This window comes from Nocardia amikacinitolerans, assembly GCF_900215415.1.
Lineage (GTDB): Bacteria > Actinomycetota > Actinomycetes > Mycobacteriales > Mycobacteriaceae > Nocardia > Nocardia amikacinitolerans.
This window is the reverse complement of record NZ_OBEG01000006.1, coordinates 406,328-431,187: the sequence shown is the minus strand read 5'-3', so window position 1 is coordinate 431,187 and position 24,860 is coordinate 406,328. Positions and strand designations below refer to the sequence as shown.

At 70.1% G+C, this 24,860-nt stretch carries 24 protein-coding genes; 10 read left to right on the top strand and 14 right to left on the bottom strand.

Annotated features, from left to right (window positions below; genetic code table 11):
- Positions 1-24 precede the first annotated feature (24 nt).
- From CRP45_RS26565 to CRP45_RS26550, 4 genes are all read left to right on the top strand, one after another.
- Complete coding sequence (locus CRP45_RS26565; RefSeq protein ID WP_097247470.1) at positions 25-1,503, top strand: flavin-containing monooxygenase; 1,479 nt, start codon at positions 25-27, stop codon at positions 1,501-1,503.
- Positions 1,500-2,423 (top strand): short-chain dehydrogenase/reductase, encoded by a 924-nt coding sequence (locus CRP45_RS26560; RefSeq protein WP_097247469.1) that lies wholly within the window; start codon positions 1,500-1,502, stop codon positions 2,421-2,423. Before CRP45_RS26565 ends, CRP45_RS26560 begins: the two co-directional genes overlap by 4 nt.
- A 238-nt stretch (positions 2,424-2,661) precedes the next feature.
- Positions 2,662-4,281, top strand: coding sequence for an FAD-binding oxidoreductase (locus tag CRP45_RS26555; RefSeq protein WP_097247468.1), 1,620 nt, complete (start codon positions 2,662-2,664; stop codon positions 4,279-4,281).
- Entirely contained in the window at positions 4,278-4,895 is a 618-nt protein-coding gene (locus tag CRP45_RS26550; protein WP_179831025.1) for a TetR/AcrR family transcriptional regulator, read from the top strand. Before CRP45_RS26555 ends, CRP45_RS26550 begins: the two co-directional genes overlap by 4 nt.
- Before the next feature lie 24 nt (positions 4,896-4,919).
- On the opposite strand, the gene CRP45_RS26545 is transcribed toward CRP45_RS26550, so the two are convergent.
- The 4 genes from CRP45_RS26545 to CRP45_RS26530 all read right to left on the bottom strand — a co-directional run bounded on the left by CRP45_RS26545 (position 4,920) and on the right by CRP45_RS26530 (position 6,600).
- Positions 4,920-5,180: a DUF4235 domain-containing protein gene (locus tag CRP45_RS26545; RefSeq protein WP_067782726.1), complete on the bottom strand. Its 261-nt coding sequence runs from the start codon at positions 5,178-5,180 to the stop codon at positions 4,920-4,922.
- Positions 5,177-5,617 carry a DUF3618 domain-containing protein gene (locus CRP45_RS26540; protein ID WP_067782275.1) on the bottom strand — a complete coding sequence of 147 codons (441 nt, stop codon included), beginning with the start codon at positions 5,615-5,617 and terminating at the stop codon, positions 5,177-5,179. The genes CRP45_RS26545 and CRP45_RS26540 overlap by 4 nt, the downstream gene beginning before the upstream one ends.
- Entirely contained in the window at positions 5,614-6,051 is a 438-nt protein-coding gene (locus tag CRP45_RS26535; RefSeq protein WP_097247467.1) for a phage holin family protein, read from the bottom strand. The genes CRP45_RS26540 and CRP45_RS26535 overlap by 4 nt, the downstream gene beginning before the upstream one ends.
- Positions 6,052-6,174: 123 nt before the next feature.
- Positions 6,175-6,600, bottom strand: coding sequence for a DUF6010 family protein (locus tag CRP45_RS26530; protein ID WP_097247466.1), 426 nt, complete (start codon positions 6,598-6,600; stop codon positions 6,175-6,177).
- A 188-nt stretch (positions 6,601-6,788) separates the two neighbouring features.
- On the opposite strand from CRP45_RS26530, the gene CRP45_RS26525 reads away from it, so the two are divergent.
- Entirely contained in the window at positions 6,789-7,727 is a 939-nt protein-coding gene (locus CRP45_RS26525; protein WP_097247465.1) for a GlxA family transcriptional regulator, read from the top strand.
- A gap of 52 nt (positions 7,728-7,779) precedes the next feature.
- Here the strand turns inward: CRP45_RS26525 and CRP45_RS26520 are convergent, their stop codons facing one another.
- Positions 7,780-8,322 carry an LppU/SCO3897 family protein gene (locus tag CRP45_RS26520; protein WP_067782263.1) on the bottom strand — a complete coding sequence of 181 codons (543 nt, stop codon included), beginning with the start codon at positions 8,320-8,322 and terminating at the stop codon, positions 7,780-7,782.
- Between the two features lie 244 nt (positions 8,323-8,566).
- On the opposite strand from CRP45_RS26520, the gene CRP45_RS26515 reads away from it, so the two are divergent.
- Positions 8,567-11,269, top strand: coding sequence for an AAA family ATPase (locus CRP45_RS26515; RefSeq protein WP_097247464.1), 2,703 nt, complete (start codon positions 8,567-8,569; stop codon positions 11,267-11,269).
- A 32-nt stretch (positions 11,270-11,301) separates the two neighbouring features.
- Here the strand turns inward: CRP45_RS26515 and CRP45_RS26510 are convergent, their stop codons facing one another.
- Both CRP45_RS26510 and CRP45_RS26505 read right to left on the bottom strand, forming a co-directional pair.
- Positions 11,302-12,477, bottom strand: a complete 1,176-nt coding sequence (locus CRP45_RS26510) for an FAD-dependent oxidoreductase (RefSeq protein WP_097247463.1) — start codon at positions 12,475-12,477, stop codon at positions 11,302-11,304.
- Positions 12,474-13,124 (bottom strand): TetR/AcrR family transcriptional regulator, encoded by a 651-nt coding sequence (locus CRP45_RS26505; protein WP_097247462.1) that lies wholly within the window; start codon positions 13,122-13,124, stop codon positions 12,474-12,476. The genes CRP45_RS26510 and CRP45_RS26505 overlap by 4 nt, the downstream gene beginning before the upstream one ends.
- 156 nt (positions 13,125-13,280) lie before the next feature.
- Between CRP45_RS26505 and CRP45_RS26500 the strand changes: the two genes are divergently transcribed.
- The 3 genes from CRP45_RS26500 (at position 13,281) to CRP45_RS26490 (ending at position 16,252) form a co-directional block, all read left to right on the top strand.
- A complete protein-coding gene (locus tag CRP45_RS26500) occupies positions 13,281-14,141 on the top strand; it encodes a helix-turn-helix domain-containing protein (RefSeq protein WP_067782254.1) in 861 nt (286 codons plus the stop codon).
- 83 nt (positions 14,142-14,224) lie between these two features.
- On the top strand, positions 14,225-15,616 hold the full coding sequence (locus CRP45_RS26495) for an APC family permease (protein WP_097247634.1): 1,392 nt from the start codon (positions 14,225-14,227) through the stop codon (positions 15,614-15,616).
- A gap of 144 nt (positions 15,617-15,760) precedes the next feature.
- On the top strand, positions 15,761-16,252 hold the full coding sequence (locus CRP45_RS26490) for an ImmA/IrrE family metallo-endopeptidase (RefSeq protein ID WP_097247461.1): 492 nt from the start codon (positions 15,761-15,763) through the stop codon (positions 16,250-16,252).
- 40 nt (positions 16,253-16,292) lie between these two features.
- Here the strand turns inward: CRP45_RS26490 and CRP45_RS26485 are convergent, their stop codons facing one another.
- The gene (locus CRP45_RS26485; RefSeq protein WP_245910458.1) at positions 16,293-16,724 is read right to left on the bottom strand and encodes a DUF4254 domain-containing protein; all 432 of its coding nucleotides are present in this window, start codon (positions 16,722-16,724) and stop codon (positions 16,293-16,295) included.
- A gap of 126 nt (positions 16,725-16,850) precedes the next feature.
- Complete coding sequence (locus CRP45_RS26480; protein ID WP_245910488.1) at positions 16,851-17,444, bottom strand: P-loop nucleotide/nucleoside kinase family protein; 594 nt, start codon at positions 17,442-17,444, stop codon at positions 16,851-16,853.
- A gap of 134 nt (positions 17,445-17,578) precedes the next feature.
- Here CRP45_RS26480 and CRP45_RS26475 point away from each other — a divergent pair, with 134 nt between their 5' ends.
- On the top strand, positions 17,579-18,085 hold the full coding sequence (locus CRP45_RS26475; RefSeq protein ID WP_301316218.1) for a peroxynitrite isomerase: 507 nt from the start codon (positions 17,579-17,581) through the stop codon (positions 18,083-18,085).
- 37 nt (positions 18,086-18,122) lie between these two features.
- On the opposite strand, the gene CRP45_RS26470 is transcribed toward CRP45_RS26475, so the two are convergent.
- The 5 genes from CRP45_RS26470 to dxr form a co-directional block, all read right to left on the bottom strand.
- Positions 18,123-19,910, bottom strand: a complete 1,788-nt coding sequence (locus CRP45_RS26470) for a penicillin-binding transpeptidase domain-containing protein (RefSeq protein WP_097247460.1) — start codon at positions 19,908-19,910, stop codon at positions 18,123-18,125.
- A gap of 57 nt (positions 19,911-19,967) precedes the next feature.
- Positions 19,968-20,831 (bottom strand): GNAT family N-acetyltransferase, encoded by an 864-nt coding sequence (locus CRP45_RS26465; protein WP_097247459.1) that lies wholly within the window; start codon positions 20,829-20,831, stop codon positions 19,968-19,970.
- 68 nt (positions 20,832-20,899) lie between these two features.
- Entirely contained in the window at positions 20,900-22,057 is a 1,158-nt protein-coding gene (gene ispG / locus CRP45_RS26460) for a flavodoxin-dependent (E)-4-hydroxy-3-methylbut-2-enyl-diphosphate synthase (RefSeq protein ID WP_067782242.1), read from the bottom strand.
- Between the two features lie 298 nt (positions 22,058-22,355).
- Positions 22,356-23,552, bottom strand: coding sequence for a M50 family metallopeptidase (locus CRP45_RS26455; protein WP_097247458.1), 1,197 nt, complete (start codon positions 23,550-23,552; stop codon positions 22,356-22,358).
- Positions 23,553-23,690: 138 nt separating this feature from the next.
- On the bottom strand, positions 23,691-24,830 hold the full coding sequence (gene dxr / locus CRP45_RS26450; RefSeq protein ID WP_097247457.1) for a 1-deoxy-D-xylulose-5-phosphate reductoisomerase: 1,140 nt from the start codon (positions 24,828-24,830) through the stop codon (positions 23,691-23,693).
- Positions 24,831-24,860 lie beyond the last annotated feature (30 nt).

Here is a 24,860-nt window from a genome sequence, read left to right as displayed (position 1 = left end):
CCGTTTCGGAAAGGAAGACCCTTCATGGCCGCACCCAGCGGAACAGGCCCCGGGCACCGCGCGATCGTCGTGATCGGCGCGGGCATCGCGGGCATCGGCCTCGCCGTCAAGCTGCGCGAAGCGGGCTTCGACGACTTCGTCCTGCTCGAGCGCGCGAGCGACCTCGGCGGCACCTGGCAGGCCAACACCTACCCGGGCTGCGCGTGCGACGTGCCCTCGCACCTGTACTCGTATTCGTTCGCGCCGAACCCGAACTGGTCGCGCACCTACGGAACCCAGCCGGAGATTCTCGCCTACCTGCGCTCGGTGGCCGAACGGCACGATGTGGTGCGGCACATGCGGTTCGACACCCCGCTGGTCCGCGCGCGTTGGGTTGAGGACGAGCTGCGCTGGCATATCGAGACGGAACGGGGCGAGCTCACGGCCGACGTGCTGATCTCGGCGGTCGGCCCGTTCAGCGAGGCCAAGATCCCGGACTTCCCCGGGCTCGCCGATTTCGAAGGCGCGCAGTTCCATTCGCTGCACTGGGATCACGAGCACGATCTCACCGGCGAACGTGTCGCCGTGATCGGAACGGGCGCGTCCGCGGTGCAGTTCATTCCGGAGATCCAGCCGATCGTGGGGCGGCTCACGGTCTTCCAGCGCTCCGCGCCGTGGATCGTCTCCCGGATGGACCGGCGGACGCACGCCGTCGAGCGGGCGCTGCTGCGACGAATGCCGGTGCTCGGCAAGGCGATCCGCGGCGCGTACTTCGCCGGTATCGAGAGCTTCGGGCTGGTCGGTTTCGTGGATCGGCGGTTCCGGCACCCGTTCCAGGCGCTGTCACGGTGGCAGCTGCACCGGCAGGTCGACGATCCCGCGCTGCGCGCGAAGCTGACTCCCGACTACATGATCGGCTGCAAGCGCGCCATCTTCTCCGACGCGTACTATCCGGCGCTCACCAGGGACAACGTGGAGGTGGTCACCGAACGCATCGCGGAGATCCGGCCGCGGTCGATCGTCACCTACACGGGCGCGGAATACCCGGTCGACACCATCGTGTGGGGTACCGGTTTCGGTTCGCTGCCGCAGTTGTACGAGCGGATCATCGGCAAGGACGGACGGTCGATCGCCGAGGCGTATCAGGAACGTCCCGGCAGCTACCTCGGGGCGGCCGCCGCCGGGTTCCCGAACATGTTCTGCACGCTCGGTCCGTTCGGCGCGGCCGGGAACCAGTCGGCCATCTACATGATCGAGGGGCAGATCGGTTACATCGTCGACGCGCTGAAGACGATGCGCGCCAAAGGTATCCGGCGCGTCGAGGTGCGTCCGGGCGTGCAGCGGTCCTTCCTGAACGAGATGGAGGAACGCAGCAGGGAGACCGTCTGGCTGAAGGGCGGATGCGACAGCTACTACACCACCGCCGACGGCCGCAACGCCGGTCTGTATCCGGATTGGAGCTTCCACTACCGGCGCCGCGTCGCCGAATTCGACGCCGAATCCTACGAATCGAGCCTGCGATGAGCACCTTCCACACCGTGCGACAGCTGTTGCGCGCGGTTCCCGCAGCGCTGATAGGCAGCCAGGGACAGTATGACGTCGCTGGCAAGGTCGTGATGATCACCGGCGGCGCCACCGGCATCGGTTTCGCGCTCGCCGAGTTGCTCTGCGAACGGGGAGCGCGGCTCGCGGTGGTCGACATCGACGGTGCGGCGGCCACCGACGCGGCGGAACGGCTCGGCGGGGACGCGATCGGCGTGCGGGCCGACGTGGCGGATCGCGCGGACATGCGGGACGCGATCGGCCGGGTGCGCGAGCACTTCGGCGGCATCGACGTCGTCGTGGCCAACGCGGGCATCGTGCCGAAACCGTCGAGCATCCGGCTGATGGATCCGGCGAACTTCGACCGCGTCCTCGCCGTGAACCTGACCGGCGTCTTCAACACCGTCCAGCCTGCTCTCGACGACATCGTCGCCGCGCGCGGGCACGTGGTCGTCGTGTCGTCCTGCGCGGCGTTCGCGCCGGGGATGGGCGGCTCGCCGTACATGGTGAGCAAGGCGGGCGTCGAGCAGTTCGGCAGGGCGCTGCGTGTCGAGCTCGCCGCCTCGGACGCGACCGCGGGCGTCGCCTATTTCGGCGTCGTCGAGACCGCGATGACCCATGACACGCTCGATGACGGCGACCTGGGCGCGGAACTGGGCGACCTGCTGCCGTGGCCGCTGAACAAGCGGATCAGCGCCGCCGACGCCGCCGCGTCCATCGCCGACGGCATCGCCCGGCGCGCGCCGCGCACGATCGCGCCCGCGGGCTGGGAGCCGTACGCCATGCTGCGCGGCGCGCTGAACGTGGTCCTCGACCAGCAGCTGAGCACCGACGAGCGGGTGCGCTCGCTGACGAACCGCCTGGAACAGCGCATTCGGGTGGAGCGGGGCCGCGATACATAGGCGTACCTCCGCCTTCGCTCCGGCCATGCGCGGTCTATCGACGGACTACGTCCGGCAGCGCTCTTCATGCGTACCTCCGCCTTCGCTCCGGCCATGCGCGGTCTATCGACGGACTACGTCCGGCAGCGCCCTTCATGCGTTCCTTCGCATTCGCTCCGGCCAGGGTCGTTCAACCAACAGTTGTGAACTGACTCGCAGTTAATTTACTATCGGGTCAATTCGAGTCGAGAGGACCGGGATGGCGACGCGATCGTGGTGGGGCTGGGGGAACGTGGCGGACGCCGTGACCGGCGAGGAGCGGGCGGCGCTGACACGCCGGGTCGCGGCGCTGCTGCCCGGGGCGGACCTCACCGTGCACGAGCCGCCCGATCCGTCGTCGCTGGAGCTACCGGCGCCGCGGGTGCGGGTGCCGGATACGTTGGCGCCCTTGGCATCCGATGATCCCGTCGACCGCGTGACGCACTCGCACGGGCAGGCATTCCGCGACGTGGTGCGCAGTCTGCTCGGCCGCGTCGATCACGTGGTCGATCAGGTCGTGCGCCCCCGCGATGAGCGGGACGTGATCGACGTTCTCGACTGGTGCACCGACGCGAGGGTGGCGGCGATTCCGTTCGGCGGCGGGACGTCGGTGGTCGGCGGCGTCGAACCGCGTTGCGCCGCCGAATATCCCGCGACGGTGGCGGTGGATCTGAGCGGTCTGAACCAGGTGCTGGAGATCGACCGCACGAGCCGAGCAGCACGCATCCAGGCGGGCATTCTCGGGCCCGCGTTGGAAGACGCTCTGCGCCACCACGATCTGACGCTGCGCCACTTCCCGCAGTCGTTCGAGTTCTCCAGCCTCGGCGGCTGGCTGGCCACCCGCGCGGGCGGGCACTACGCGACCGTCTACACCCACATCGACGACCTGGTCGAGTCGATGCGGGTCGTCACCCCGATCGGCGTCAGCGAATCGCGCAGGCTGCCGGGGTCGGGCGCGGGGCCATCGCCGGACCGGATGTTCCTGGGCTCCGAGGGCGCGCTCGGCGTGATCACCGAGGCGTGGATGCGGTTGCAGGACCGGCCGCGCTGGCGGGCGGGCGCGTCGGTGGTCTTCGACGACTACGCCGCGGCCGTCGCGGCGACGCGGACCATCGCCCAATCCGGCTTGTTCCCGGCCAACTGCCGGTTGCTCGACCCGGTGGAGGCCTTCCTCAACGCCGGAACCAGTTGCGCGGGAGGCGTTCTGGTGCTCGGCTTCGAGTCGGCGGATCACCCCGTCGACGAGCCGATGCGGTGGGCGGTGCGAATCTGCCGCGACCACGGCGGCCGGTTCCCCGACGGCGTGCGCAGCACCGACGCGGCCGAGCGAAAGGCCGGTGGCGGCGCGTCGGACACCTGGCGCTCCTCGTTCCTGCGCATGCCCTACCAGCGCGACGCGCTCGCCGCGCAGTCGATGATCGTGGAGACCTTCGAAACCGCTTGCACCTGGGACCGTTTCGACGAACTGCGGGCGGACGTGCTGCGCGCGGCGACCTCCGCTTTCGAGACCGTCGGCGTAACGGGGGTTGTGACCTGCCGGTTCACCCACGTCTATCCCGACGGCCCCGCACCGTATTTCGGCATCTACGCCGCGGGCCGCTGGGGACGGACCGTGGAGCAGTGGGACGAGATCAAAGCGGCGGTCTCGGAGGCACTGGCGAAGTCGGGCGGCACCATCACCCACCATCACGCGGTCGGCCGCGACCATCGGCCGTGGTACGACCGGCAGCGTCCGGATCCGTTCGCCGCCGCGCTGCGCGCGGCGAAGTCGACGCTCGACCCGGCCGGGATTCTCAACCCCGGCGTGCTGATCGATCCGCTCGCGCGGGATGGCGCATGACGCTGGGCAAGGCGGGCACCAAAGGCGTGCCACGGGAACGGCGCGAGCAGCAGATCCTCGACATCGCCACCGTGGAGTTCGGCGACCGCGGCTACGCGAAGGCGTCGGTCGCCGATATCGCGGCAGCGGCCGGTGTGTCGAAACCGTTGATCTACAACTACTTCGAATCAAGGGACGGTCTGCACGCCGCGTGCGTGCGTCGCGCGGGCGACGGGCTGGTCGCGGCGGTGTCGGCGACACAGGCGGTTTCGGGCGCGGAGGGCAAGGCGCTTGCCACGCTGGCCGCGATCTTCACCGCGATCGACGGGCGAGTGCAGAACTGGAAGATCATCTACGACAGCACGTTGCCCACAGATGGTCCGGCCGCCGACGTGGCGCGCGGCTATCAGAAAGCTTTGAACGCCATGGGCGCCGAGGGTTCGGCACAGGTGCTGGCCGACGCCGCGGTGACCGACGCGGAGGATCACTCGCTGCTGCTGGCGATCTGGTTCAGCGTCGTGTCCACCGTCGTCGCCTGGTGGGGCGAGCATCCGCAGCACTCCCCCGACGAGATGACGGCGCGCTGCGTGCGCCTGTTCGAAGCCCTTCGCGCACCGGCGAATCCGCGCGGTTGACCCGCGCGGATTCACCCGGATTCGCTACTTGTCGGGCCAGGTGCCCGTCAGGCGCTGGTATCCCGTCGCGCCCGCGCGATCGACGGCGGCCTTCACCAAGCCGAAGATCGCGCCCTGCAACGCCGCGGCGACGAGCACTTCGCGCCAACCGTATTCGCGCGCCGTGGCGCTCGGCGCCTGCTCCTCGCCGCTGACCCGGCGCCACACCTGGGTGAACACCGCGTTGGCCGCTACACCGCCGAGCACGCCGACGATCATGCCGAGGGGTTTGTACAGCGTCGTCATGCCCGCCTCCGCCGCATCCACCAGAACAACACCACCGCGCCCACAGCGGCCGCCGCGATCGGGGCGGGCCGCATGCGCGCCGCGCCGACCAGCTGCTTGCCCCGGTGGATCACCGGTTCCTGCGCCTTGGCGGCGCGATCGACGAGGTGCCCGACCTGGGCGCGCGCCTGTTCCGCGGTGTCGCGCGCGTGATGCGTGGCCTCCGCGACGCGATGACGCGCGGCGTCCGCGGTCTCGTGCGCGTGCTGCTTGGCGTCCGCCACCCGATGACGCGCCGCGTCCGCGGTCTCGTGCGCCTTGTCCTCGACGCGGCCGGGGACGTCGAACTTGCCGGTCAGCTCCGCGACCGTCTCGCCGAGTTGCCGCCGCGCCTGGTCTCGATCCTTGCGCAGAGCGTCGGATCCGTTCGGAATGTTCGGTCGTCCGACATCGCTCATCGTCGGCTCCCCTTCTTGACGGCTTCGACATCGTCGCGGACGCCTTCGATGGCCTCGCTCGGCACCGGCGGCGACGCCTCGGTGACGGCCTTCTTGCCGACCAATGCCAGCACACCGCCGAGGGCGAGCAATGCCACGCCGACGATCAGTGCCGCCGCCCAATCCGGCAGCGGAATCGCCAACGCCAGCACCGCGGCCGCGATCAACGCCGCGCCGCCGTAGAACGCCAGCAGACTGCCCGCGCCCGCGAGGCCAGCGCCCTTGGCGATGCCCTTCGTCTTGTCCTGCATCTCCAGCCGGGCCAATTGCATCTCGTCGCGAACCAGCCGCGTGAGCTGTGTGGTCGCGTCGTCGACGAGTTCGGCGACCGAACGCGTATCCGACGCGGGTCGCGCTCGCGTCGCGGCGGGCCGCGCGTCTGTCGTATGGGCCATGTGCCTCTCACCTCCCGTTCGGTGGCCGGTTACCCGGCGAAACCCGGGCGAAACGGGCCCGCGGGCCACCGGTTCGAGGCAGGCCACCACAGGCGCTCGGCTCCCCCGATACGGGCGCCGGTGCTACGCCGCGCGCATCGGCTCGCGCGAGACGAGTGCGCGAAGTCGGCTACGGCCCCAGGCGATTACATCGGGCCCGCCGCGCAGGCACCAGAGGGCGATGACGGGGTCGCACAGCGCGCAGCCGAGGGACGAGCCGTGCAGGAAGGGGATGATCGGATTGCCCTCGAGGTGATGCAGCAAGTCCCATGCGGTGTGCAGCAACCAGGCGATGCCGATGAACGTCCACGACCGCACACCGCGGTAAGCGCAGTAGGTGACGACCGCCGTGAACGCGAACTCCCACGCGGCGAATCCACCACCGCTGAGATACGCCGCGCCCGCGCCCGCGACCATGATGGCGTTGAAGTGGCGGCGATGGGGTTCACGGATCAGGGACATCAGCGTGATGTAGACGACGCCGACGAGCAGCGGGGCAAAGTAGGTCATGGCGGGACGACTCCTGGGGGATGCAAACGAAATCGCCATCGAAGTTAGGCAACCGATCCCGCGCCGCCCAGTGGCATTCATGCCACACATCAACGGAAAATCGCCACTAGCTGAATTCACTCCATACTTCGGCGTTCGCCCATGTCGGTGCCGGTGGCGTGAAGCCGTTGCCCGGTTAGGTTGTAGCCATGCATGTGGTCGCCGTTCTCGCCCTGGACCGGGTGATCCCCTTCGATCTGTCCACACCGATCGAGGTCTTCACCAGGACGCGCCTCCCGGACGGCCGCCCCGCGTATCAAGTCCGCGTCTGCGCCGAGCGGCCCGAGGTCGACGCGGGCGCGTTCACCCTCCGGGCTCCGTGGGGGCTGGACGGGTTGTCCGGAGCCGACACCGTGATCGTTCCCGGCGTTGCCGACCCCACCGCGCCGCTGGCGCCCGCGGTCGCCGACGCCGTGCGGGACGCGGCCGCCGCGGGTACCCGGATCGCTTCCATCTGCACGGGCACCTTCCCGCTCGCCGCCACCGGATTGCTGAGCGGGCTGCGGGCCACCACCCATTGGCTCGCCGCCGACACGCTCGCGGCGAGCCACCCCGACATCACGGTCGATCCCGATGTCCTCTATGTCGACAACGGCCAGATCCTCACCTCCGCGGGCGCGGCCGCCGGGCTCGACCTGTGTCTGCACCTGATCCGTCGCGACTACGGTTCGGCCGTCGCCGCCGATGCGGCACGGCTGTCGGTCATGCCGCTGGAGCGCGAAGGCGGGCAGGCCCAGTTCATCATTCAGTCGTTTCCGCCCGCACCCCGCGGCTCGGCATTGGAACCGCTGCTGATGTGGTTGCAGGACAACCTCTCTCGCAACCTCACCCTCGCCGACATCGCCGCCGAGGCCGGAACGAGCACCCGCACGCTACTGCGGCAGTTCCGCGAGCAGACCGGCACCACCCCGCTGCAATGGCTGCACCGCGCCCGTGTGCACCGGGCACAGCACCTGCTGGAAACCACCGACCACACCGTCGAACGCATCGGCGCCCAGGTTGGTTTCGGCTCGCCCACAGCCTTCCGCGACCGCTTCAAGCGCACCGCGGGCGTCAGTCCGGATACCTACCGGCGCACCTTTCGCTGAAGAAAGGAGAGCAGCCGCACCGAAGGTGGTGCGGCCGACCGGGATGTGCTGGTCAGCTCTTCGGGCTGCCGAGGCAGAACGTGGTCTTGGGCTCGGTCAGGGTGAGGAACTTGTCGGCATCCTCCCCGCACAGCTGCTCGTCGGCCTGGCCGTCGATGCGCTGGACGACCTTGAAGCTGGCCTCCGCCGCCGTGCAGGCCACGTACTTGTAGCCGGTCAGCATGCTCTCGTTGTAGCAGAGACCCTGCTTGAAGTTCGGCGCCAGACACAGGAACGCGGTGGTGCCGCCATTGAGGGTCTCCTCGTAAGAGGTGTAGTCCGCGTGGCATTCGGTCTTCTCTTCCAAGACCTGCACGACCTTGTACACGGCCTGGTCCGAGGAGCAGTCCACCGGCTCGGTCTTGGAGTCGATCATCGATCCCTCGATGACGTTGATGCAGTCACCCACGTTCGCGCGGGCGGTGTCGGATTTCCCGGCATCCTGGACCATGTCGGCGCCCTTCTCGACTGCCGAACAGCCGAGCGCGCCCAACGCGGCCACGGTGGCGAGCACCAGCGGCAGCCGCGTGCGGATGCCAGAACCAACGAATCTCATTCGTGTCACTTTCTCGTCGATGCGAAGGCGGCCGACCGGAGTACCCCTCGTTGCGCCGAACTCCGGCCGTCGCCGTGCCCTTCGGCGCATCCCCCGGAGGGTCGCGATCGGCCTCGAACACCAAACCGCACAATCGCGCGGGCAGCATCCGGGAAAACACGGGATTCCCCCGTGGCGGCACGGCACCGGTTAAGCTCGCCCGGGGTTGTTTCGCGGCAGGTTTGCCGGAAGTCGGCGGAGGATCATGGTCGAGCGCGCATTCGTGGGACGCCGCGCCGAGCTCGCCGCCCTGGACGACGCCCTGGAATCGCCCGATGGGCCGTGGGTTCTGCTGGTCGACGGTCAGGCCGGTATCGGCAAATCCCGGTTGCTCGCGGCGCTGGCCCCGGCCGCAGCGCGCCGCGGCCTGCGGGTGCTTTCGGTGACCGCCACCGAGGACGAGCAGCCGCAACCCTCGCACGTCATCCACGATGTGCTGGAACGGCTCGCCGACGCGGGTGCGGAGGTGACCGACGTGCCGTCCGACGGCGACGGCAACCGGCTGGGCCGGGCGTTGCGCAGGCACCTCGCGGCGACCGGCACGCTGCTCGTCGTCGACGACGCGCACTGGCTGGACGCCGAATCCGTCCGCACGTTGACCTACCTCGTCCGCAACCGCCCCGCGCCGACCTTCCGCCTCCTGCTCGCCTATCGCTCCGGCCAGTGCCCGGTGGCGCTCACCCGCGTGCTGACCGCGACCGGCGCCGCGACCCGGACGGTGCGGGTGCCGCCGTTCACCGGCGCCGACGTCGCCGCCCTGCTGCCGGACACGACCGCCGCGCGCCGCGATCGGCTGCTCGCGGCCTCCCGAGGAAACCCGCTCTACCTGCTGTTGCTCGCCGACCTGCCGGATCACGAAGTGGAGCGGGCGGTCAGCGGCGAGGACCCGGCCGAGGGCGACTACCCCGGTCTGGATCGCACGCTGCGCGCCGAACTCGCGCAGCTGCCGGATCGGGAACGACTCGTCGCGCAGGCCATCGCGTTGTGCGGCGCGCATGCCGATCTCGAGATGCTCTGCGCCACATCCGAATTGCCGATCGACGCGGTCACCGCCGCGCTCGACGAGCTGAGCAGGCGCGCCCTGGTCGAGGTCGCCGGGTCGTCGGTGACGTTCGGGCATCCGCTGATCCGCACGGCCGCGCATCGGCTGGCCGGCGCGGGCTGGCGGGCCGCCGCGCACCGCAGGGCGGCCACGCTGCTCCGGCAACGGAGCGCGGCCCTGCCCGCGCTGGCCCGCCACCTCGAACTCGGCCTGCTCGGCACCGATCCGGTCGCGGCCGCGGAGCTGAAAGACGCGGCGGCGCAGGTATTGCCGAGTTCGCCGGCCACCAGCGCACGGTGGATCGCCGCGGCGCTGCGCGCGACACCGGGCGGGCAGCCCGAACCCCCGGAGGACATGCTGCTGCTCGGACGCGCGCTCCTGCTGTCCGGCGCGGGCGCGCGGGCCCGCGAGACGCTCGAGCCGCTGATCGCACGGCCCGGCGCGTATCGACTGGAGGCGCTGCTGCTTTCGGCGCGCTGCGAACGCATGCTCGGCCGGGTCGATCGCGCGCGGGCGCTGCTCGCCGCCGCCGCGGACCTGCCGCTGCTGCCCGGCGACGGACCCGTGCAGCTGGAACTGGCCATCCTGGAGTTGCAGGACGGCCAGGACGCCGAGGGGCACGCCCGGCTGGACGCGCTGTTCGCCTCCGACGCCATCGCCGATCCCGCCGTGCGCGCGTCCGCGACCGCGTTGCGCTGCCTCGGCGTGGTAGCCGAGCCGCGCATCGATTCCGCGCGTGCCGGTTTCGAGCAGGCCGACCTCGAGTTCGAGCGTCTCGACGACGACCGGCTGCGCGAAGTGGTGCACGCGACGCCCGCCCTTGGCTGGGCGGCGTACTTCCTCGACACGCACGCGGGGGGTTTGGCGCAGCTGGACCGCGCGGTGGGGGTCAGCCGCCGCTTCGGGCGCAGCTACGCGCTGGCCGAATTGCACACGGTGCGCGCCTACTGCCTGATGAAGCTGGGCCGCGTCGGCGAGGCGCTGGCCGCCGCCGAGGACGCCGACGACCTGGCGCGGCAGTTCGGCTACGGCGATCTGATCCCGTTCGCCGGCGCGCTGAAACTCCGTGCGCTGCAACTGGTCACGGCGCGCGAGGACGTGCTCCGGCAGTGGGCGGCGCTGAACGAGCAGCCGAGACCGGTGATGCGCTGGTGGCGGCAGGTGGTGGAGACGACGCTGCACGAGGTGGGCGTTCGGCTCGGTGTGATCGAACCCGGTCTACCGCCCCTGACCGACAACCGGCCGGGCCCGATGCAGCCGACCCAGCTGGCGCGGTACGCGAATCTGGCGCTGGCCGACGGGGATCACGCCGCGGCGGGCGAGCTCGTCACCCGTGCCGAGGCGGCGGCCGCCCGCCTCGGCCTGCCGAGTCAGCTGGCGGCCGCTTCGCTCGCTCGCGCCGAATACTGCTGCGCTATAGATGATCTCGAGTCGGCGGAGGCCGCTGCCACGGCCTGCGTCGAATGGTTCGATCAGGCCGATATGCCGGTCGACCGCGCGCGAGCGGTGCTGCTCGGTGCCCAGATCGCGGGGCAGCGAGGCGATTTCGCGCTCGCGACCCAGCGACTGGTCCGCGCCAGGGAGACGTTCGCGGCCGCGGGCGCGACCCAGCTCGTGGCCGCCACGACCTCGCTGCAACGCCGCCTGGCCGGTGGCCGCGCCCCCGGCGGTGCGATGGCGCTGACGGCGCGCGAACGCGAAGTCGCCGAGTTGGCCGCACGCGGCCACCCGAACAAGGAGATCGCGCACCGGCTGTATCTCAGCCCGCGCACCGTCGAGGACCACCTCGGTCGCATCCTGCGCAAGCTCGAACTGAGCGGCCGGGCGGGCATCGCGCACAAGCTCGGCGAGCTGGACCGTGGCTAGCCGATCGAGGTGATCCCCACGGCCGCAGCCACTTACGGCCGGACTACCGCCGAGGCGCCGGATCGCAGCGCGGCGGTCGCTCCGCGCGCGGCGAGCAGGGCGCTGTTGATCGAGATCTCGGCGCGCATGCCGGGGGCCGCCACCATGTCGCCTGCGAGGTAGACCTCGCCGCCCCGATCGACGGCGGGACGGTCGCGCCAGGTGTGGCCGGGCAAATCCACTGCGCCCGTGCGGTTCTTGGCGGTGGCGGTGCGCTGGAAGGTGGTGCGGTCGCGCCAACCCGGCACGCACAGGTCGGCGAAGTCCTGCAACCGCTGGTGCGCGTCGCGCGGGGATTCGCCCTCGCGCACCGGCATCTGCAGCTGGAACAGCGACTCCCCCGCGGGAGCGATCGTGTCGTCCTGCATGGTGTAGCTCTCGTGGAAGCCGCCCGCGTCGAGGTCGAAAACGAGCGAGCGGTCGCGGCGGTCGGCGGTGACGGCGATGTCGAGCAACGCGCAGTAGCCACTGGGCCAGGTCAGGCTGTCGTCGCCGAGCAGCGCGCGGGCCGCGTGCACGTCGGTGGCCACGATCACCGGCCCGTCCGTCGGCAATTCGTCCACCCGCGAACCGGTTTCGACGACGACGCCGAGCTCCGTCGCGCGTGCCGCCATCCGGTCGACCACGCGCTGCCAGCCGCCCTTCACCCAGCGCACGGCCGGGATGGGCGCGCTGAACACCCGTTGGAACAGCTCCCACACGAACGCGGCCGAGAGGCGGCCGGTGTCGGCGTCGTAGGTGACCACGCTGATCGCGTTCGCCATCCGCTCCGCCGTCGCCTCGCCCCAGCGGTTCGCCGCCCAGGTACGGAAGTCGACGTCCACGGGCGCGGTGAGATCGAGACGCGCCTGGGCGCGCAGCATCCGAACGGGCGGAAGTCGCCGGAGGCGGCCGTCGACGCGGAAACCCAGCTTCGTCGCGTCCGCGAGCGAAGGCCAGCCGAGGTCGGCCACGAATCCGCGCTTCTTCAACCAGGTGTAGTGCGGTCCGTCGGCGTAGAACACGTGCGCGCCCTCGTGTGCGACGTACGGTGCGGCCGTTGCCCGCGCGCGCCCGCCGAGCGTCCGGTGCGCCTCGTGCAGCCGGACCGGCACGCCTGCCTCGGCGCAGGCGATGGCCGCGGTGAGACCCGCCAAGCCGCCGCCGATGACGGTGATGTGTGTGTTCACGGTGCTTCCTCTCCTCGGTGGCCCGCCCGATCCAGCCGGGCGGCGACCAGCTCCGCAGTGGCACGCAGATAGCGGTCCGCGTCGACGGACGCCGGGTGCTCGCCGTCGAAGATGTCGGTGATCAGCCAGAAGTGCGCGAGGGCGCCGACCAGTACCGCGGCCGTTGCCGTCCAGTCCTGCTCGCCGCCACCGGGTCCGGCCAGTTGCGCCAGGGCCCGCGTCACCACCGACATCACCACGCCGTACTCCTCGCGCTGGAACACCTCCAGCACCCCGGGGTCGATGGAGTTGTCGCGCAACAGGATCCGGGTCACGTCGCGATCGTGGTCGAGGCGCTGTAGACCGACGTGGCACAGCGCGACCAGTCGATCGACGTCCGTCCCGCCCGGCATCGCCGCGTCGAGCAGCGCGACGAACGAGAACTCCGGATCGAGGAACGCCTCCCATTCCGCGCGATCGGTCAGCCGGGTGCGGACCGCCTCGACCAGCAGCGCGTCCTTGGATCGGAAGTGCCGGTACAGCGCCCCCGATCCGCCGGAAAGCCCTGCGGCCTGTTCGATTTGGGCCACGGACGTCCGCGCGAAACCCTGCTCGCCGAACAGCCGCAGCGCCTCGACGATGATCCGCTCCCGCGACGTCCTGCTCATTGCTCTCCACTTCTCGAACCGCTACGTAAGTAACCACTTACTTACATTGAAGGCGACGAGCGGGCGCCGCGCAACCCCCGATCGCGCCGAAAACGCCCGAAAACACGGAGAACACGACGGTAGGCTGAGGCGCTGTCACCACGAAAGGATTGCGGTATGGCGGGCAAGCGCACGGTTCTCACCGCCGGCCTGCGCCGACTCGCGGCGCTGCTGACCGAGATGCGCGACACGGTCGGGCTCAGCAAGGAGGAAGTCAGCACCCGCACCGGGATCAATGTGACGACGCTGTACCGGATCGAACAGGCCCAGGCCCGTCCGCAGCGCCGAACGCTGAACACGCTGCTCGACATCTACGAAGTCGATCCCGACCGGCGCAAATACGCGCTCGAGCTGCTGTCGGACGCGCAGAAGCCCGGCATGTCCCGGCCGTGGGAGGCCAATCTCACCGAGGTGTACGCGGCCTACATCAACTTCGAATCCGAGGCGCTGTCCGCCCGCCACTACCAAACCTCTTACATCCCAGGCCTTTTGCAGACGGAGCAGTACGCGGCCGCGGTGATCGACACGTCCATGCCGAAGGTCGAGACCGCGATCATGGAAAGCCGCGTCCACGCCCGGCTGAACCGGGCGGCGGTGCTGGACAAGGACAAGCCGCTCGAGCTGTGGGTGGTGCTGGACGAGGCGGCGATCCGCCGGGAGGTCGGCGGCCACCACACCATGCGCGGGCAGCTGGAGAAGCTGCTGCTGGAGAGCAAACGGAAAAACGTGATCTTGCAGATCCTTCCGTTCAACGCGGGCGCGCATCCCGGCATGGCGGGCTCGTTCACGCTGCTCGACTTCCAGAATCCCGACGACAACGAACTCGTGTACGTGGAGGGCATCGCGGGCGACACACTCGTGGAGGGCCACAACGAGGTCCGCCGCTTCGGGGTGATCTTCGATCAGCTCCGGGCGATGGCGCTGAGCCCGCGCGATTCGGTCGCGTTGATCGAGGAGATCGCCGCCGGGATGAGCTAGCGTTCTCCGGTGTTCCGGCGACTGTGGGGCCGGAAGAATGGGTACTCCAGGATCCCATCCGCAACCGCGCACAGGAGTCCACGATGGCCGACGTGTCCGCCGAACCCGCCAAGCCCGAACCCAGTCTGAACCGGGTGATGGGGCCGGGACTGCTGCTGCTGTTCGTCGTCGGCGACATTCTCGGCACCGGCATCTACGCGCTCACCGGGCGGGTCGCCGCCGAGGTGGGCGGGGCGGTGTGGGTGCCGTTCGTCGTCGCGTTCCTCGTCGCGCTGGTCACCGGCTTCAGCTATCTCGAGCTCGTCACCAAGTACCCGCACGCCGCGGGCGCGGCCCTGTACACGCACAAGGCGTTCGGCATCCACTTCTTCACCTTCATGGTCGCGTTCGCGGTGCTGAGCTCCGGCATCACCTCGGCGGCCACCGCCTCGCGCGCGTTCGCGGCGAACTTCGCCGAGGCCTTCGATTTCGAAGTGGGCACCGGCATCGCGATCACCGCCGTCGCGCTGGCGTTCATGGCCGTGATCGCGGCCATCAACCTGCGCGGCGTCAGCGAGGGCGTCAAGCTGAACGTGCTGCTCACCTGCGTGGAGCTGACCGGTCTGCTGATCGTCATCGCGATCGGACTGTGGGCGCTCGGCTTCGGCAACGGCGATTTCGGCCGCATCACCGAATTCGAGACCGGCGACCGCAGCGCGCTCGGCGGCGTGATCGTCGCGACCACGCTGGCCTTCTACGCGATGGTGGGTTTCGAGGACTCGGTCAACATGGCCGAGGAGTGCAAGGAACCGAACCGGATCTTCCCCAAGGTGCTGCTGACCGGATTGCTCATCACCGGGACGATCTACGTGCTCGTCTCGATCACCTCGGTCGCGCTGGTGCCCACCGAGCAGCTCGGCGAAGGCGACACCCCGCTGCTTCAGGTGGTCGAGGTCGGTGCGCCCGGATTCCCGACGCACGTCTTCGCGTTCATCACCATGTTCGCCGTCGCCAACTCGGCGCTGATCAACATGCTGATGGCGAGCAGGCTGCTCTACGGCATGGCGCGGCAAGCCGTCGTGCCGCACGCGTTCGGCAAGGTGCACGTCCGGCGACGGACGCCGCAGGTCGCGATCGTCTTCACCACGCTGCTGGCGCTCGGCCTGATCGCGTTCGTCGGCGAGGTGCCCGAACTCGGCGGCACCACCGCGCTGCTGCTGCTCGCGGTGTTCACTGTGGTGAACGTCGCGGTGCTGGTGCTGCGCCGGGATCCGGTCGAGCACAAGCATTTCCGGACGCCGACCTTCCTGCCCGTGGTGGGTGCGCTGTCCTGCGGATTCCTCGTCACGCCGTTCACCGACCGCAACCCCGATCAGTACCTGATCGCGGGCGTGCTGCTCGCCATCGGCGTCGCACTGTGGCTGCTGAACCAGCTGGCGATCCGCTCCCAGCGCAGGACGCCGCCGACCACCGCCGCGTCGACTCCGGAAGCCTGAATCCGCGACCGACTACACCGCTGTTCGCGCAGGTAGCCGCACTGGCAGCGCGTGCGGAACCCGGTCGGCCACAATCGATCACGGCCGCCATGTGACCGAGCACCGGGATGACGCGGCGCGGCGGTGTCGGTAGAGTGAGCGCCGATGACCAGCATGGAAGCCCGTTTCGGCGACGCTAACCGGACGGTGCCGCTGCCCAGTCCGTGGAACCTCAACGCCTACCTGGCCGACGTGGCTGCGCATCGCGGGCGCTCCATCTCGCTGCGACCGGTGCCCGCCGAGATGCTCGCCGAAAACGGTTGTCGTGGCAAAGGTCTGTGGGTCGCCCGCAAACACGACGACATCATCGTGTACGACGCCGAGGCCACCGAGCGCAACGCCGATCACATCATCCTGCACGAGATCGGGCACATGTTGCTCGGACACGGCAGGGACGACTCCGAGGACGCCGCACCGCTGTCGCCGAAGCTGGCCGCGCTGCTGCCCTCGATGGCGGCGCAGCATGTGCTGGGACGCAACGAGTTCGGCGCGGAGCGCGAGCAGGAGGCGGAGGTGTTCGCCGATATGACGATGGTGTACGCGACGCTGCCGCAGCGGCGCGGGCGCGGGTTCCGGCTCTTCGGGCGCGGGCGCTGAGTCTTTCGGACGCGGGCGCTGAGTCATTCGGGCGCGGGCGCTAAACGCCGTCCGACACCCGGCGCGTTCCCGCTTGCAGCGCGTCCACCAGATCCTGATAGACGTCGGCGAGTTCGACGACCTGCGTCCACGCGTCGTAGGACACCGGATCCGGCGCCGCCGGCGGGACCCAGGCCTGCGTGGTGAGCTGGGCCAGCCGGTCCACGATCCGCCCGACCGTCTCGCTGTGGGCGTGCGCCGCACCGCCCGGCACGGGCGTCGCCAGCGTCATCCACCGGTCGATGGCCCGGACCAGCTGGACGCGCCGCCGATCCAGCTTCGCCACCTCGCGGGCGGGCGTGCGCTCCCGTAGCGCGTGCAGCCGCGCCAGCTCGCCCGCCGCGTCCAGCATCGGGTGGTCGTCGTGCGGAAAGCCGCGGCAGGCCGCGACCAGCTGCTCCTTGCCCGGCACCATCCAGTTGTCGGTCGTCACATCGCACCGCCTCCCCGCGCCACCATGATTCCGGAGCCGCGCCACGGCGGGAAGCGGACAAGCGGTCCACCCGCCCTGCCAGGCACATCTGAGGTGTACCACCCCGCGGCCGAATCCCGCGGCGCTTCACCGGATATCGATGATCCGCGCATCCTTCGCGAAAGCGGCGATCTCGTCCAGCCCGGGCAGGTACTCACCCGTCGTGTCCACCTCGAGGGCGGGCCCCTCCAGCCGCACCCGCTGGAACGCGTCGTGCCGGGCGGCGAGCGCCGCCGGATCAGGTGCGCCCGGCGCGGAATGCACCCGCCGCAGCGGCTCGTCGCGCCTGCGGCGGGCGATGCGATCCACCGCCACGTCCCGGTCCACGACGCAGTGCACGAAACGGAGATCGGCCAGCGCGGCCAGCGGCTCGAGCCCCGGCCGCCACAGGCGATCTTGGAAAGCCGCCTCGGCCACCGTGTCGACGCCCGCGCGCGCCAACACCGCGAGCACCTCGAAGAAGGTGTCGAGGGTACGCAGCGCCAGTTCGTCCTCCGGCGCTGGCTCGAACGCGGGATCGGCGTGCGCCATCCCCTGTTTGATCTCGTCACGGCTGATCACCGGCCAGCCGACGGCGCGGCCGAGCGCGTGCGCCAAGGTCGTCTTCCCCGAGCCCGGCGGTCCGCTGACGACAACCAACCGCGGTCGTCGGACGGCGTGGCCGCGCATCTCTGCGTCCATCACACGGTCCGAGGTTACGCACCGGGGCCGGTGCGCGAGATGGCAAGCGCACGCGGCCGCGCGGCGCCCTCCCGAAAGGCCGGGTCGGTGCAATTTCGGGACTCGGGGAGCGAGGCGGCGGACACGGGTCTAGGCTGTCCGCCGTGGTCGATCCCCTACCGTCCGTCGCTCCCCATCCCGATATCGCACCGCTCGCCTCGCTGCTCGGCACTTGGCGCGGCGGCGGGCACGGTGAGTACCCGACCATCGAACCGTTCGACTACCTGGAGGAGATACGGTTCGGCCACCTGGGCCGCCCGTTCCTCACCTACCGCCAGCGCACCCGTGCGGCCGACGGCAGCAGGTCGATGCACGCCGAGACCGGCTACCTGCGCTGCCCTCGGCCCGATCACGTCGAGCTGATCCTCGCCCACCCGACCGGCATCACCGAGATCTGCGAGGGCGGGCTGACCATCACCGACGGCGAGGTGCGGATGGAGTTCGACTCCACCAGCATCGGCCGCAGCAGCACGGCGAAGGTGGTGACGGCGCTGGGCCGGTCGTTCCGTGTCGCGGGCGACACCATCGACTACACGCTGCGCATGGCCGCGGTCGGCGAACCCCTGACCCACCATCTCGCCGCGACCCTGCACCGCGCCTGACCATCACGGCGGGCCGACCGAGGCCGGGTGACAACCGTCAGTACCCGGTCGGCAGCGCGGCGAACATATCTCGGGTCACCGCGACCGCGTTGTCCGAGCTGCCGCCCTTGACCAGCAATGTCGCGAAGGCCATGTCGCCGCGGTACCCCACGAACCAGGAGTGCGAGCCGCCGTCGACCTCGGCCTCGCCCGTCTTGCCGTACACCTCGCCCTGATCGGCGATGCGTTCGGCGGTGCCGCCGGTGACCACCTTGCGCATCATCGCGCGCAATCCGTCGATCACCTCCGGCGCGATCGCGGGCCGCTCGCCCTCGACGGCCGTGGGCCGCCCCGCGATCAGGTACGGCACCGGCGCCGAGCCGTGCGCGATAGTCGCCGCCATCACCGCCATGCCGAACGGGCTGACCACCACCTTGCCTTGCCCGATCCCGTCCTCGGTGCGCTGCACCAGGTCGTCGGCGGGCGGCACCGACCCGGACGCGGTGGGCAGACCGACCACCGAATAGTCCTGGCCAACACCGAGTTTCGCGGCGGTCACGGCGAGCGCGTCGGCGGGCAGCTGGCTGGCGAGCTTGGCGAAGGAGGTGTTGCAGGACCGTTCGTAGGCGGTGGCCATCGGCACGTTGCCGACGGTGAAATGGTTGTAATTGGGAATGGTGCGCTCGCCGATGACGATGCTGCTCGGACAGGGCAGCACGGTGTCGGGTGTGGCGAGCCCCTCGGCCATGGCCGCCGCGGCGGTCACCGTCTTGAACACCGAGCCGGGCGGATACTGGCCGATGGTGGCCATCGGCCCGTCCCGGTCCGCCTCCTTGTTCTGCGCGACCGCGAGGATCGCGCCGGTGGACGGGCGCAGCACGACCATCATCGTCTGCTCGGTGCGCAGGTCGACGGCGCGCTGGGCGGCATTCTGCACGTAGCGGTCGATGCTCAGCGCGAACGACGGCGCCGGTTGCGCGGGCACCTCGGTGAGCACGGCGGTGTCGGCGCCGTGCGCGTTCATGGTGACCACGCTCCAGCCCGACTTGCCGTCCACCTCGGCGATCACCGTCTGGCGCACCTGCGTCATCAGGTCGGGGGCGAAGTCGCGGTCGGTGGGCACCATGTCCCACTCCTGGGTCAACCGCACGCCGGGCAGCCCGATGAGCTCGGAGCCGACCTGGTTGTATTCGAGCTCGGTGAGCAGCAGCACGGTATAGGCGCCGTTGGTGTTTCTCGCGGCCTTCAGGATGGCGTCGGGGGTGAGGCGTTCGTCGAAACGCAGCAGCGCCCGCGACAGCGCCGTGGCCACCGCGCTGGGATCGGCGGCGTCGGCCGCGGTGAAGGCGACGCGAGAAACCTTGCCCGGCACCAAGACATCACTGCCGGATTGCTCGTTCACCCTGGCGCGCGGGGCCGGGTTCGCGCGCAGCTCCATCGTCTGGGTGTCGCCGAGTTCGGGGTGGATGTTCGAGGACGTCCACCGCACCATCCAGCGCCCGCCGGTGCGGCCCATCTGCAACTGGCCGGTGTAGGTCCAGGTGCGGTCCTTCGGCAGCCGCCACTCGTAGGTGTAGTCGACGGTCGCGGTGTCACCGGTGACGCGGGCCGCGCCCGTGCGCGCGGTCAGGTCCTCCGCCTGTAGGTTCTGCCACGCGGAAGCCAGTGCGGCAGTGGCCTTCTCGGGGTGGCTGGTGAGTTCGGCGGCCGCGGTGAGATCGTTCTCGGCGAAGGCGGCGACGAAGGCGTCCGCCGCGGGCGCCGGGCCCTGCGGACCGGCCGAGCAGCCCGCGGCCGCGGCCGCGAGCACCGCGACGGCCAGCGGAATCAACATGCGTGTCGACATCGCTGCCGATGGTACTGGCCACGAACGGGCAAATGCCTGCGGCGCACCGTTTCTCGTTCAGTCGAGCAGGACGGTGGCGAATGTCGCGATCTGGCGGAATCCGACGCGGCCGTAGGCGCGGCGGGCCACGGTGTTGAAGTCGTTCACGTACAGGCTCGCGGTGCGCCCGGAGGCCACCACCGCGTTGGCCACCGCCGCGGTGCCGCTGGTGCCGACGCCTTTGCCGCGCCGGTCCGGATGCACCCACACGCCCTGGATCTGGCCGGTGCGCCGGGACAGCGACCCGACCTCGGCCTTGAAGACCACCTCGCCGTCCTCGAAACGTGCCCAGGCGCGGCCGGATTCGATGAGATTCTGGATGCGGCGCCGGTAGCCGCGACCGCCGTCGCCCGCCCTCGGGTCGACGCCGACCTCTTCGATGAACATGGCGATCGCCGCGTTGAGGTAGCGGTCCAGCTCGTCCGGTCTCGCCCTGCGCACCTGCGGGTCGGCCGTGGCCAGCGCAGGCTGACCGAGGGCGAGTAGCGGTTGGGTGCCGCGCAGTTCCCGCTCCGGGCCCCAGCTGTCGCTGAGCATCTCCCACAGCGGCAGCGCGAGCTCTTGGCGGCCGACCACCGAGGAGCAGATTCGCGGCCAGCGCGTCGCGCGGTCGGCGAAGGCGCGCAACGCGTCGTTGTCACCACGCAGCGGCACCAGATTCGCTCCGGAGAAGCAGAGGGATTCGGCAGGACCGCCGCGGCTCCACAGCTCACCGTGCCCGCCCCTGGCGTCCAGCCCGTATTCCTGCAATCGGGCCGCGATCATGCACGAGGCGACCGGATCGCTGTCGAGCACTCGCAGGACCTGCGCCAGATCCCGGTTGGCGAGCTGACGCGCGGAAGCAAACTTCGCTCTTCGCGTCGGCTCCAGCAGACTCCGCACAATCGACAGCCTGCCACGAACGCGGCCGATGCGGTACGGGTATCCGAAACCCGCTGGTCGATGCGGCCTCAGCCGACGGTGACGACCGGCTCCCCAGCGCCCGCGCTCTCGCCCATCTCCTCGGCGATGCGCATGGCCTCCTCGATCAGGGTCTCCACGATCTGCGCCTCCGGCACGGTCTTGATGACCTCGCCCTTGACAAAGATCTGCCCCTTGCCGTTGCCCGAGGCCACCCCGAGATCCGCTTCGCGCGCCTCGCCGGGGCCGTTCACGACGCAGCCCATCACCGCGACCCGCAGCGGCACCTCCATGCCCTCCAGACCGGCGGTCACCTCGTTGGCCAGCGTGTAGACGTCCACCTGGGCGCGACCGCAGGACGGGCAGGAGACGATCTCGAGCTTGCGCGGACGCAGGTTCAGCGACTGCAGGATCTGGCCGCCGACCTTGACCTCCTCGGCGGGCGGGGCGGACAGCGAGACCCGGATGGTGTCGCCGATGCCCTCGCTCAGCAGCGCGCCGAACGCGACGGCGGACTTGATCGTGCCCTGGAACGCCGGACCGGCCTCGGTCACACCGAGGTGCAGCGGGTAGTCGCACTGCGCGGCCAGCTGGCGGTAGGCCTCCACCATGATCACCGGATCGTTGTGCTTGACCGAGATCTTGATGTCGCCGAAGCCGTGCTCCTCGAACAGGCTCGCCTCCCACAGCGCCGACTCCACCAGCGCCTCCGGGGTGGCCTTGCCGTACTTCTCCATCATTCGCTTGTCCAGCGAACCGGCGTTCACGCCGATGCGGATCGGGATACCGGCGGCGCCCGCGGCCTTCGCGACTTCCTTGACCCGGCCGTCGAATTCCTTGATGTTGCCCGGGTTCACGCGCACGGCGGCGCAGCCCGCGTCGATGGCGGCGAAGATGTAGCGGGGCTGGAAGTGGATGTCGGCGATCACCGGGATCTGCGACTTGCGGGCGATGGTCGCCAGCGCGTCGGCGTCCTCCTGGCGGGGACAGGCGACCCGGACGATGTCGCAGCCCGAGGCGGTGAGCTCCGCGATCTGCTGCAGGGTCGCGTTGACGTCGTGGGTCTTGGTGGTGGTCATCGACTGCACCGAAATCGGGTGGTCGCTGCCCACGCCGACACCACCGACCATGAGCTGGCGGGTCTTGCGCCGGGGCGCGAGAACGGCCGCGGGTGCGGCGGGCATCCCCAGTCCGATTGTGCTGGTCACTTTCGGCTGCCTACTTTCCGTACGTGTGCTGCGGGCCGTTCGCCTACCGAGCTTAGCCGTGCGCGGTGGACCACTACCCTGTGACGCCCGTGACACGGCATGACAACGAGATGTCCCGCAATTGCCCGCGACAGATTACCCCGCCGCGTCCCAGCAGGGTGTGGGCTGGGCAGGTCCACCGGCCCCGCCGCCCCCAGCGGGTGTTCTTACGCGTGGACGGCGCACCGACAGCCCCTGCGTTCCCGTCGCACGGCACTCATCCAGAGAACGAAAGAATGAGCAGGTCCACCGGAAAATCTCAGGGAAACAGCCGGATCGGGTTCACTATGTCTGCGGCCAGCGTCAGCACCATGTACGCGCCGCCGAGCGCCACCGCGACGTAGGTCGCGGGCAACAATTTGAGGTAGTCGACCGGACCTGCGGGCGCCAAGCCGCGCCAACCGCGGATGGTGTTGCGGAGCTTCTCGTAGAGCACCACGGCGATGTGACCGCCGTCCAGCGGCAGCAGCGGCAGGATGTTGAACGCGCCGAGGAAGAAGTTCAGGCTGGCCAGCATCAGCACGAAAACCTGCCACAGGCCCGCCTGTGCGCTCTCGCCGCCGATGCGGCTCGCGCCGTAGATGCTGACCGGGGTCTCCGGGTCGCGCGCGCCGCCGGTGACCGCGTCCCACAGCGCCGCGACCTTGGCGGGCATCTGGGCAAGCGACTCGAAGGTGCGCACGAACAGGTCGCCGGTGAAGGAGGCCGCGGCGGGGATGGCCGTGACGATGTTCTCCTTCTCGATCGGCGGCACGTCCAAGGTGACGCCGACCGCGCTGACCTCGGTCTTCGCGCCGTCCTTCGTGTAGCGCGTCACCGGCTGCGGGGAGACCGTCACCTGCACCCGCTGTCCGGCGCGGTCCACCGTGTAGGTGATCGGGCCCTGCTGCTTGCGGGTCTGCTCGGTGAACTCCGCCCACGTGTCGACCGCGACGCCGTTCACGGCGGTGACGGTGTCGCCCGGCTGGAGTCCGCCCTGCTGCGCGGGGCCGGGGCCGGTGCACTGCTGCAGCGTCCCGTCCGGATTGGCGTCCGCGACACAGCTCAGGGTTCCCACGGTCGGGGTCGGCTCGTCCAGTCGCGGCAGGCCCCATCCGACGGCGAGCACCACGATCAGCAGGAAGCCGAGCACGAAGTTCATGACGATGCCGCCCACCATGACCACGAGCCGCTTCCAGGTCGCCTGGCGGTACATCGCGCGGTCGAGGTCTTCCGGCCGCACCTCGTCCAGTGCGGTCATGCCCGCGATGTCACAGAAACCGCCGAGCGGGATGGCCTTGACGCCGTATTCGGTCTCGCCGCGGTGGGTGGACCACAGCGTCGGTCCGAAGCCGACGAAGTAGCGGCGCACCTTCATGCCGGTGGCCTGGGCCGCCCACATGTGTCCGCATTCGTGCAGGGCGACCGAGATCAGGATGCCGAGCGCGAACAGCACGAACCCCATGGCGAACACCATTTGCTCTCCAGCCCTCCTGCGTTGCGCAGCTCGTAGACATCCCGCGCACGCGCCGGCGCGGCCGCGAGCACCCCGACCACACTAGTGCGTACGCCTCAGTCTGCCAGCGCGCGGGCGGACGCGCCCGACACCGGCGGTTCAGGCTCCGACGACACGCCGGGCGTAGTCGCGCGCCCAGCTGTCGGCGGCGAGCACCTCGGCCAGGCTCTGCGGCTCGGCGCGCCACTGGTCGGCCGCCTCCACCGCGCGAGCCACCGTCCGCACGATCGCGGGGAAGCCGATCAGACCGTCGAGGAAGGCCTGCACCGCGATCTCGTTGGCGGCGTTGTAGACCGCGGTGACGCTGCCGCCCGCGATGCCCGCCTGCCTGGCCAGCTCGACCGCGGGGAACACCTCGTTGTCGACGGGCTCGAAGGTCCAGGTGGTCGCGGTTCCGAAATCGCACGGGGCCGCGGCGCCGGGCACCCGGTCCGGCCAGCCGAGGGCGAGCGCGATGGGGAGCTTCATATCCGGCGGACTGGCCTGCGCCAACGTGGAGCCGTCGGTGAAAGTGACCATCGAGTGCACGATCGACTGCGGGTGCACGGTGACGTCGATGCGGTCGTAGGGAATGCCGAACAGCAGGTGAGTCTCGATCAGTTCGAGGCCCTTGTTGACCAGCGACGCCGAATTCAACGTGTTCATCAGACCCATCGACCAGGTCGGATGCGCCTTGGCCTCGGCGGGGCTGACCGATTCGAGCATCTCGGCGGTCCAGCCGCGGAACGGCCCGCCCGAGGCGGTCAGCACCAGCCGGTCCACCTCCTCGGCCCGGCCGCCGCGCAGGCACTGCGCCAGCGCCGAATGTTCCGAGTCCACCGGCACGATCTGGCCCGGGGCGGCGGCGCGGGTCACCAGCGAACCGCCCGCGACGAGCGACTCCTTGTTGGCCAGCGCGAGGCGGGTGCCCGATTCCAGGGTGGCCAGGGTCGGTTCCAGGCCGAGCGAGCCGACCAGCGCGTTGAGCACCACGTCGGCCTCGGTGCGGCGCACCAGGTCGGTGACCGCCGCGGGGCCGGAGAACGGAATGTCCAGTGCCGCGGCGGCGGCCGGATCGGCGACGGCGACATTGCGGGTCCCGGTGGCCGCCATCTGCGCGGCGAACAGCTCGGTATTGCCGCCGCGCGCGGCCAATCCGACCACCTCGAACTTGTCGGGGTTGGCGGCGATCACCTCGAGCGCCTGGGTACCAATGGATCCGGTGCTGCCGAGCAGCAGGACTCTCACGATGTCGGACACCCAGTCATTGTGTCCTACCGCGCGGGCCGT

What these genes read in the sequence shown, in the direction of transcription:
- CRP45_RS26565 (WP_097247470.1), top strand. Translation starts at nt 25, where the DNA reads ATGGCCGCACCCAGCGGAACAGGCCCCGGGCACCGCGCGATCGTCGTG.
- CRP45_RS26560 (WP_097247469.1), top strand. Translation starts at nt 1,500, where the DNA reads ATGAGCACCTTCCACACCGTGCGACAGCTGTTGCGCGCGGTTCCCGCA.
- CRP45_RS26555 (WP_097247468.1), top strand. Translation starts at nt 2,662, where the DNA reads ATGGCGACGCGATCGTGGTGGGGCTGGGGGAACGTGGCGGACGCCGTG.
- CRP45_RS26550 (WP_179831025.1), top strand. Translation starts at nt 4,278, where the DNA reads ATGACGCTGGGCAAGGCGGGCACCAAAGGCGTGCCACGGGAACGGCGC.
- CRP45_RS26545 (WP_067782726.1), bottom strand. Translation starts at nt 5,180, where the DNA reads ATGACGACGCTGTACAAACCCCTCGGCATGATCGTCGGCGTGCTCGGC.
- CRP45_RS26540 (WP_067782275.1), bottom strand. Translation starts at nt 5,617, where the DNA reads ATGAGCGATGTCGGACGACCGAACATTCCGAACGGATCCGACGCTCTG.
- CRP45_RS26535 (WP_097247467.1), bottom strand. Translation starts at nt 6,051, where the DNA reads ATGGCCCATACGACAGACGCGCGGCCCGCCGCGACGCGAGCGCGACCC.
- CRP45_RS26530 (WP_097247466.1), bottom strand. Translation starts at nt 6,600, where the DNA reads ATGACCTACTTTGCCCCGCTGCTCGTCGGCGTCGTCTACATCACGCTG.
- CRP45_RS26525 (WP_097247465.1), top strand. Translation starts at nt 6,789, where the DNA reads ATGCATGTGGTCGCCGTTCTCGCCCTGGACCGGGTGATCCCCTTCGAT.
- CRP45_RS26520 (WP_067782263.1), bottom strand. Translation starts at nt 8,322, where the DNA reads ATGAGATTCGTTGGTTCTGGCATCCGCACGCGGCTGCCGCTGGTGCTC.
- CRP45_RS26515 (WP_097247464.1), top strand. Translation starts at nt 8,567, where the DNA reads ATGGTCGAGCGCGCATTCGTGGGACGCCGCGCCGAGCTCGCCGCCCTG.
- CRP45_RS26505 (WP_097247462.1), bottom strand. Translation starts at nt 13,124, where the DNA reads ATGAGCAGGACGTCGCGGGAGCGGATCATCGTCGAGGCGCTGCGGCTG.
- CRP45_RS26500 (WP_067782254.1), top strand. Translation starts at nt 13,281, where the DNA reads ATGGCGGGCAAGCGCACGGTTCTCACCGCCGGCCTGCGCCGACTCGCG.
- CRP45_RS26495 (WP_097247634.1), top strand. Translation starts at nt 14,225, where the DNA reads ATGGCCGACGTGTCCGCCGAACCCGCCAAGCCCGAACCCAGTCTGAAC.
- CRP45_RS26490 (WP_097247461.1), top strand. Translation starts at nt 15,761, where the DNA reads ATGACCAGCATGGAAGCCCGTTTCGGCGACGCTAACCGGACGGTGCCG.
- CRP45_RS26480 (WP_245910488.1), bottom strand. Translation starts at nt 17,444, where the DNA reads ATGGACGCAGAGATGCGCGGCCACGCCGTCCGACGACCGCGGTTGGTT.
- CRP45_RS26470 (WP_097247460.1), bottom strand. Translation starts at nt 19,910, where the DNA reads ATGTCGACACGCATGTTGATTCCGCTGGCCGTCGCGGTGCTCGCGGCC.
- CRP45_RS26455 (WP_097247458.1), bottom strand. Translation starts at nt 23,552, where the DNA reads ATGGTGTTCGCCATGGGGTTCGTGCTGTTCGCGCTCGGCATCCTGATC.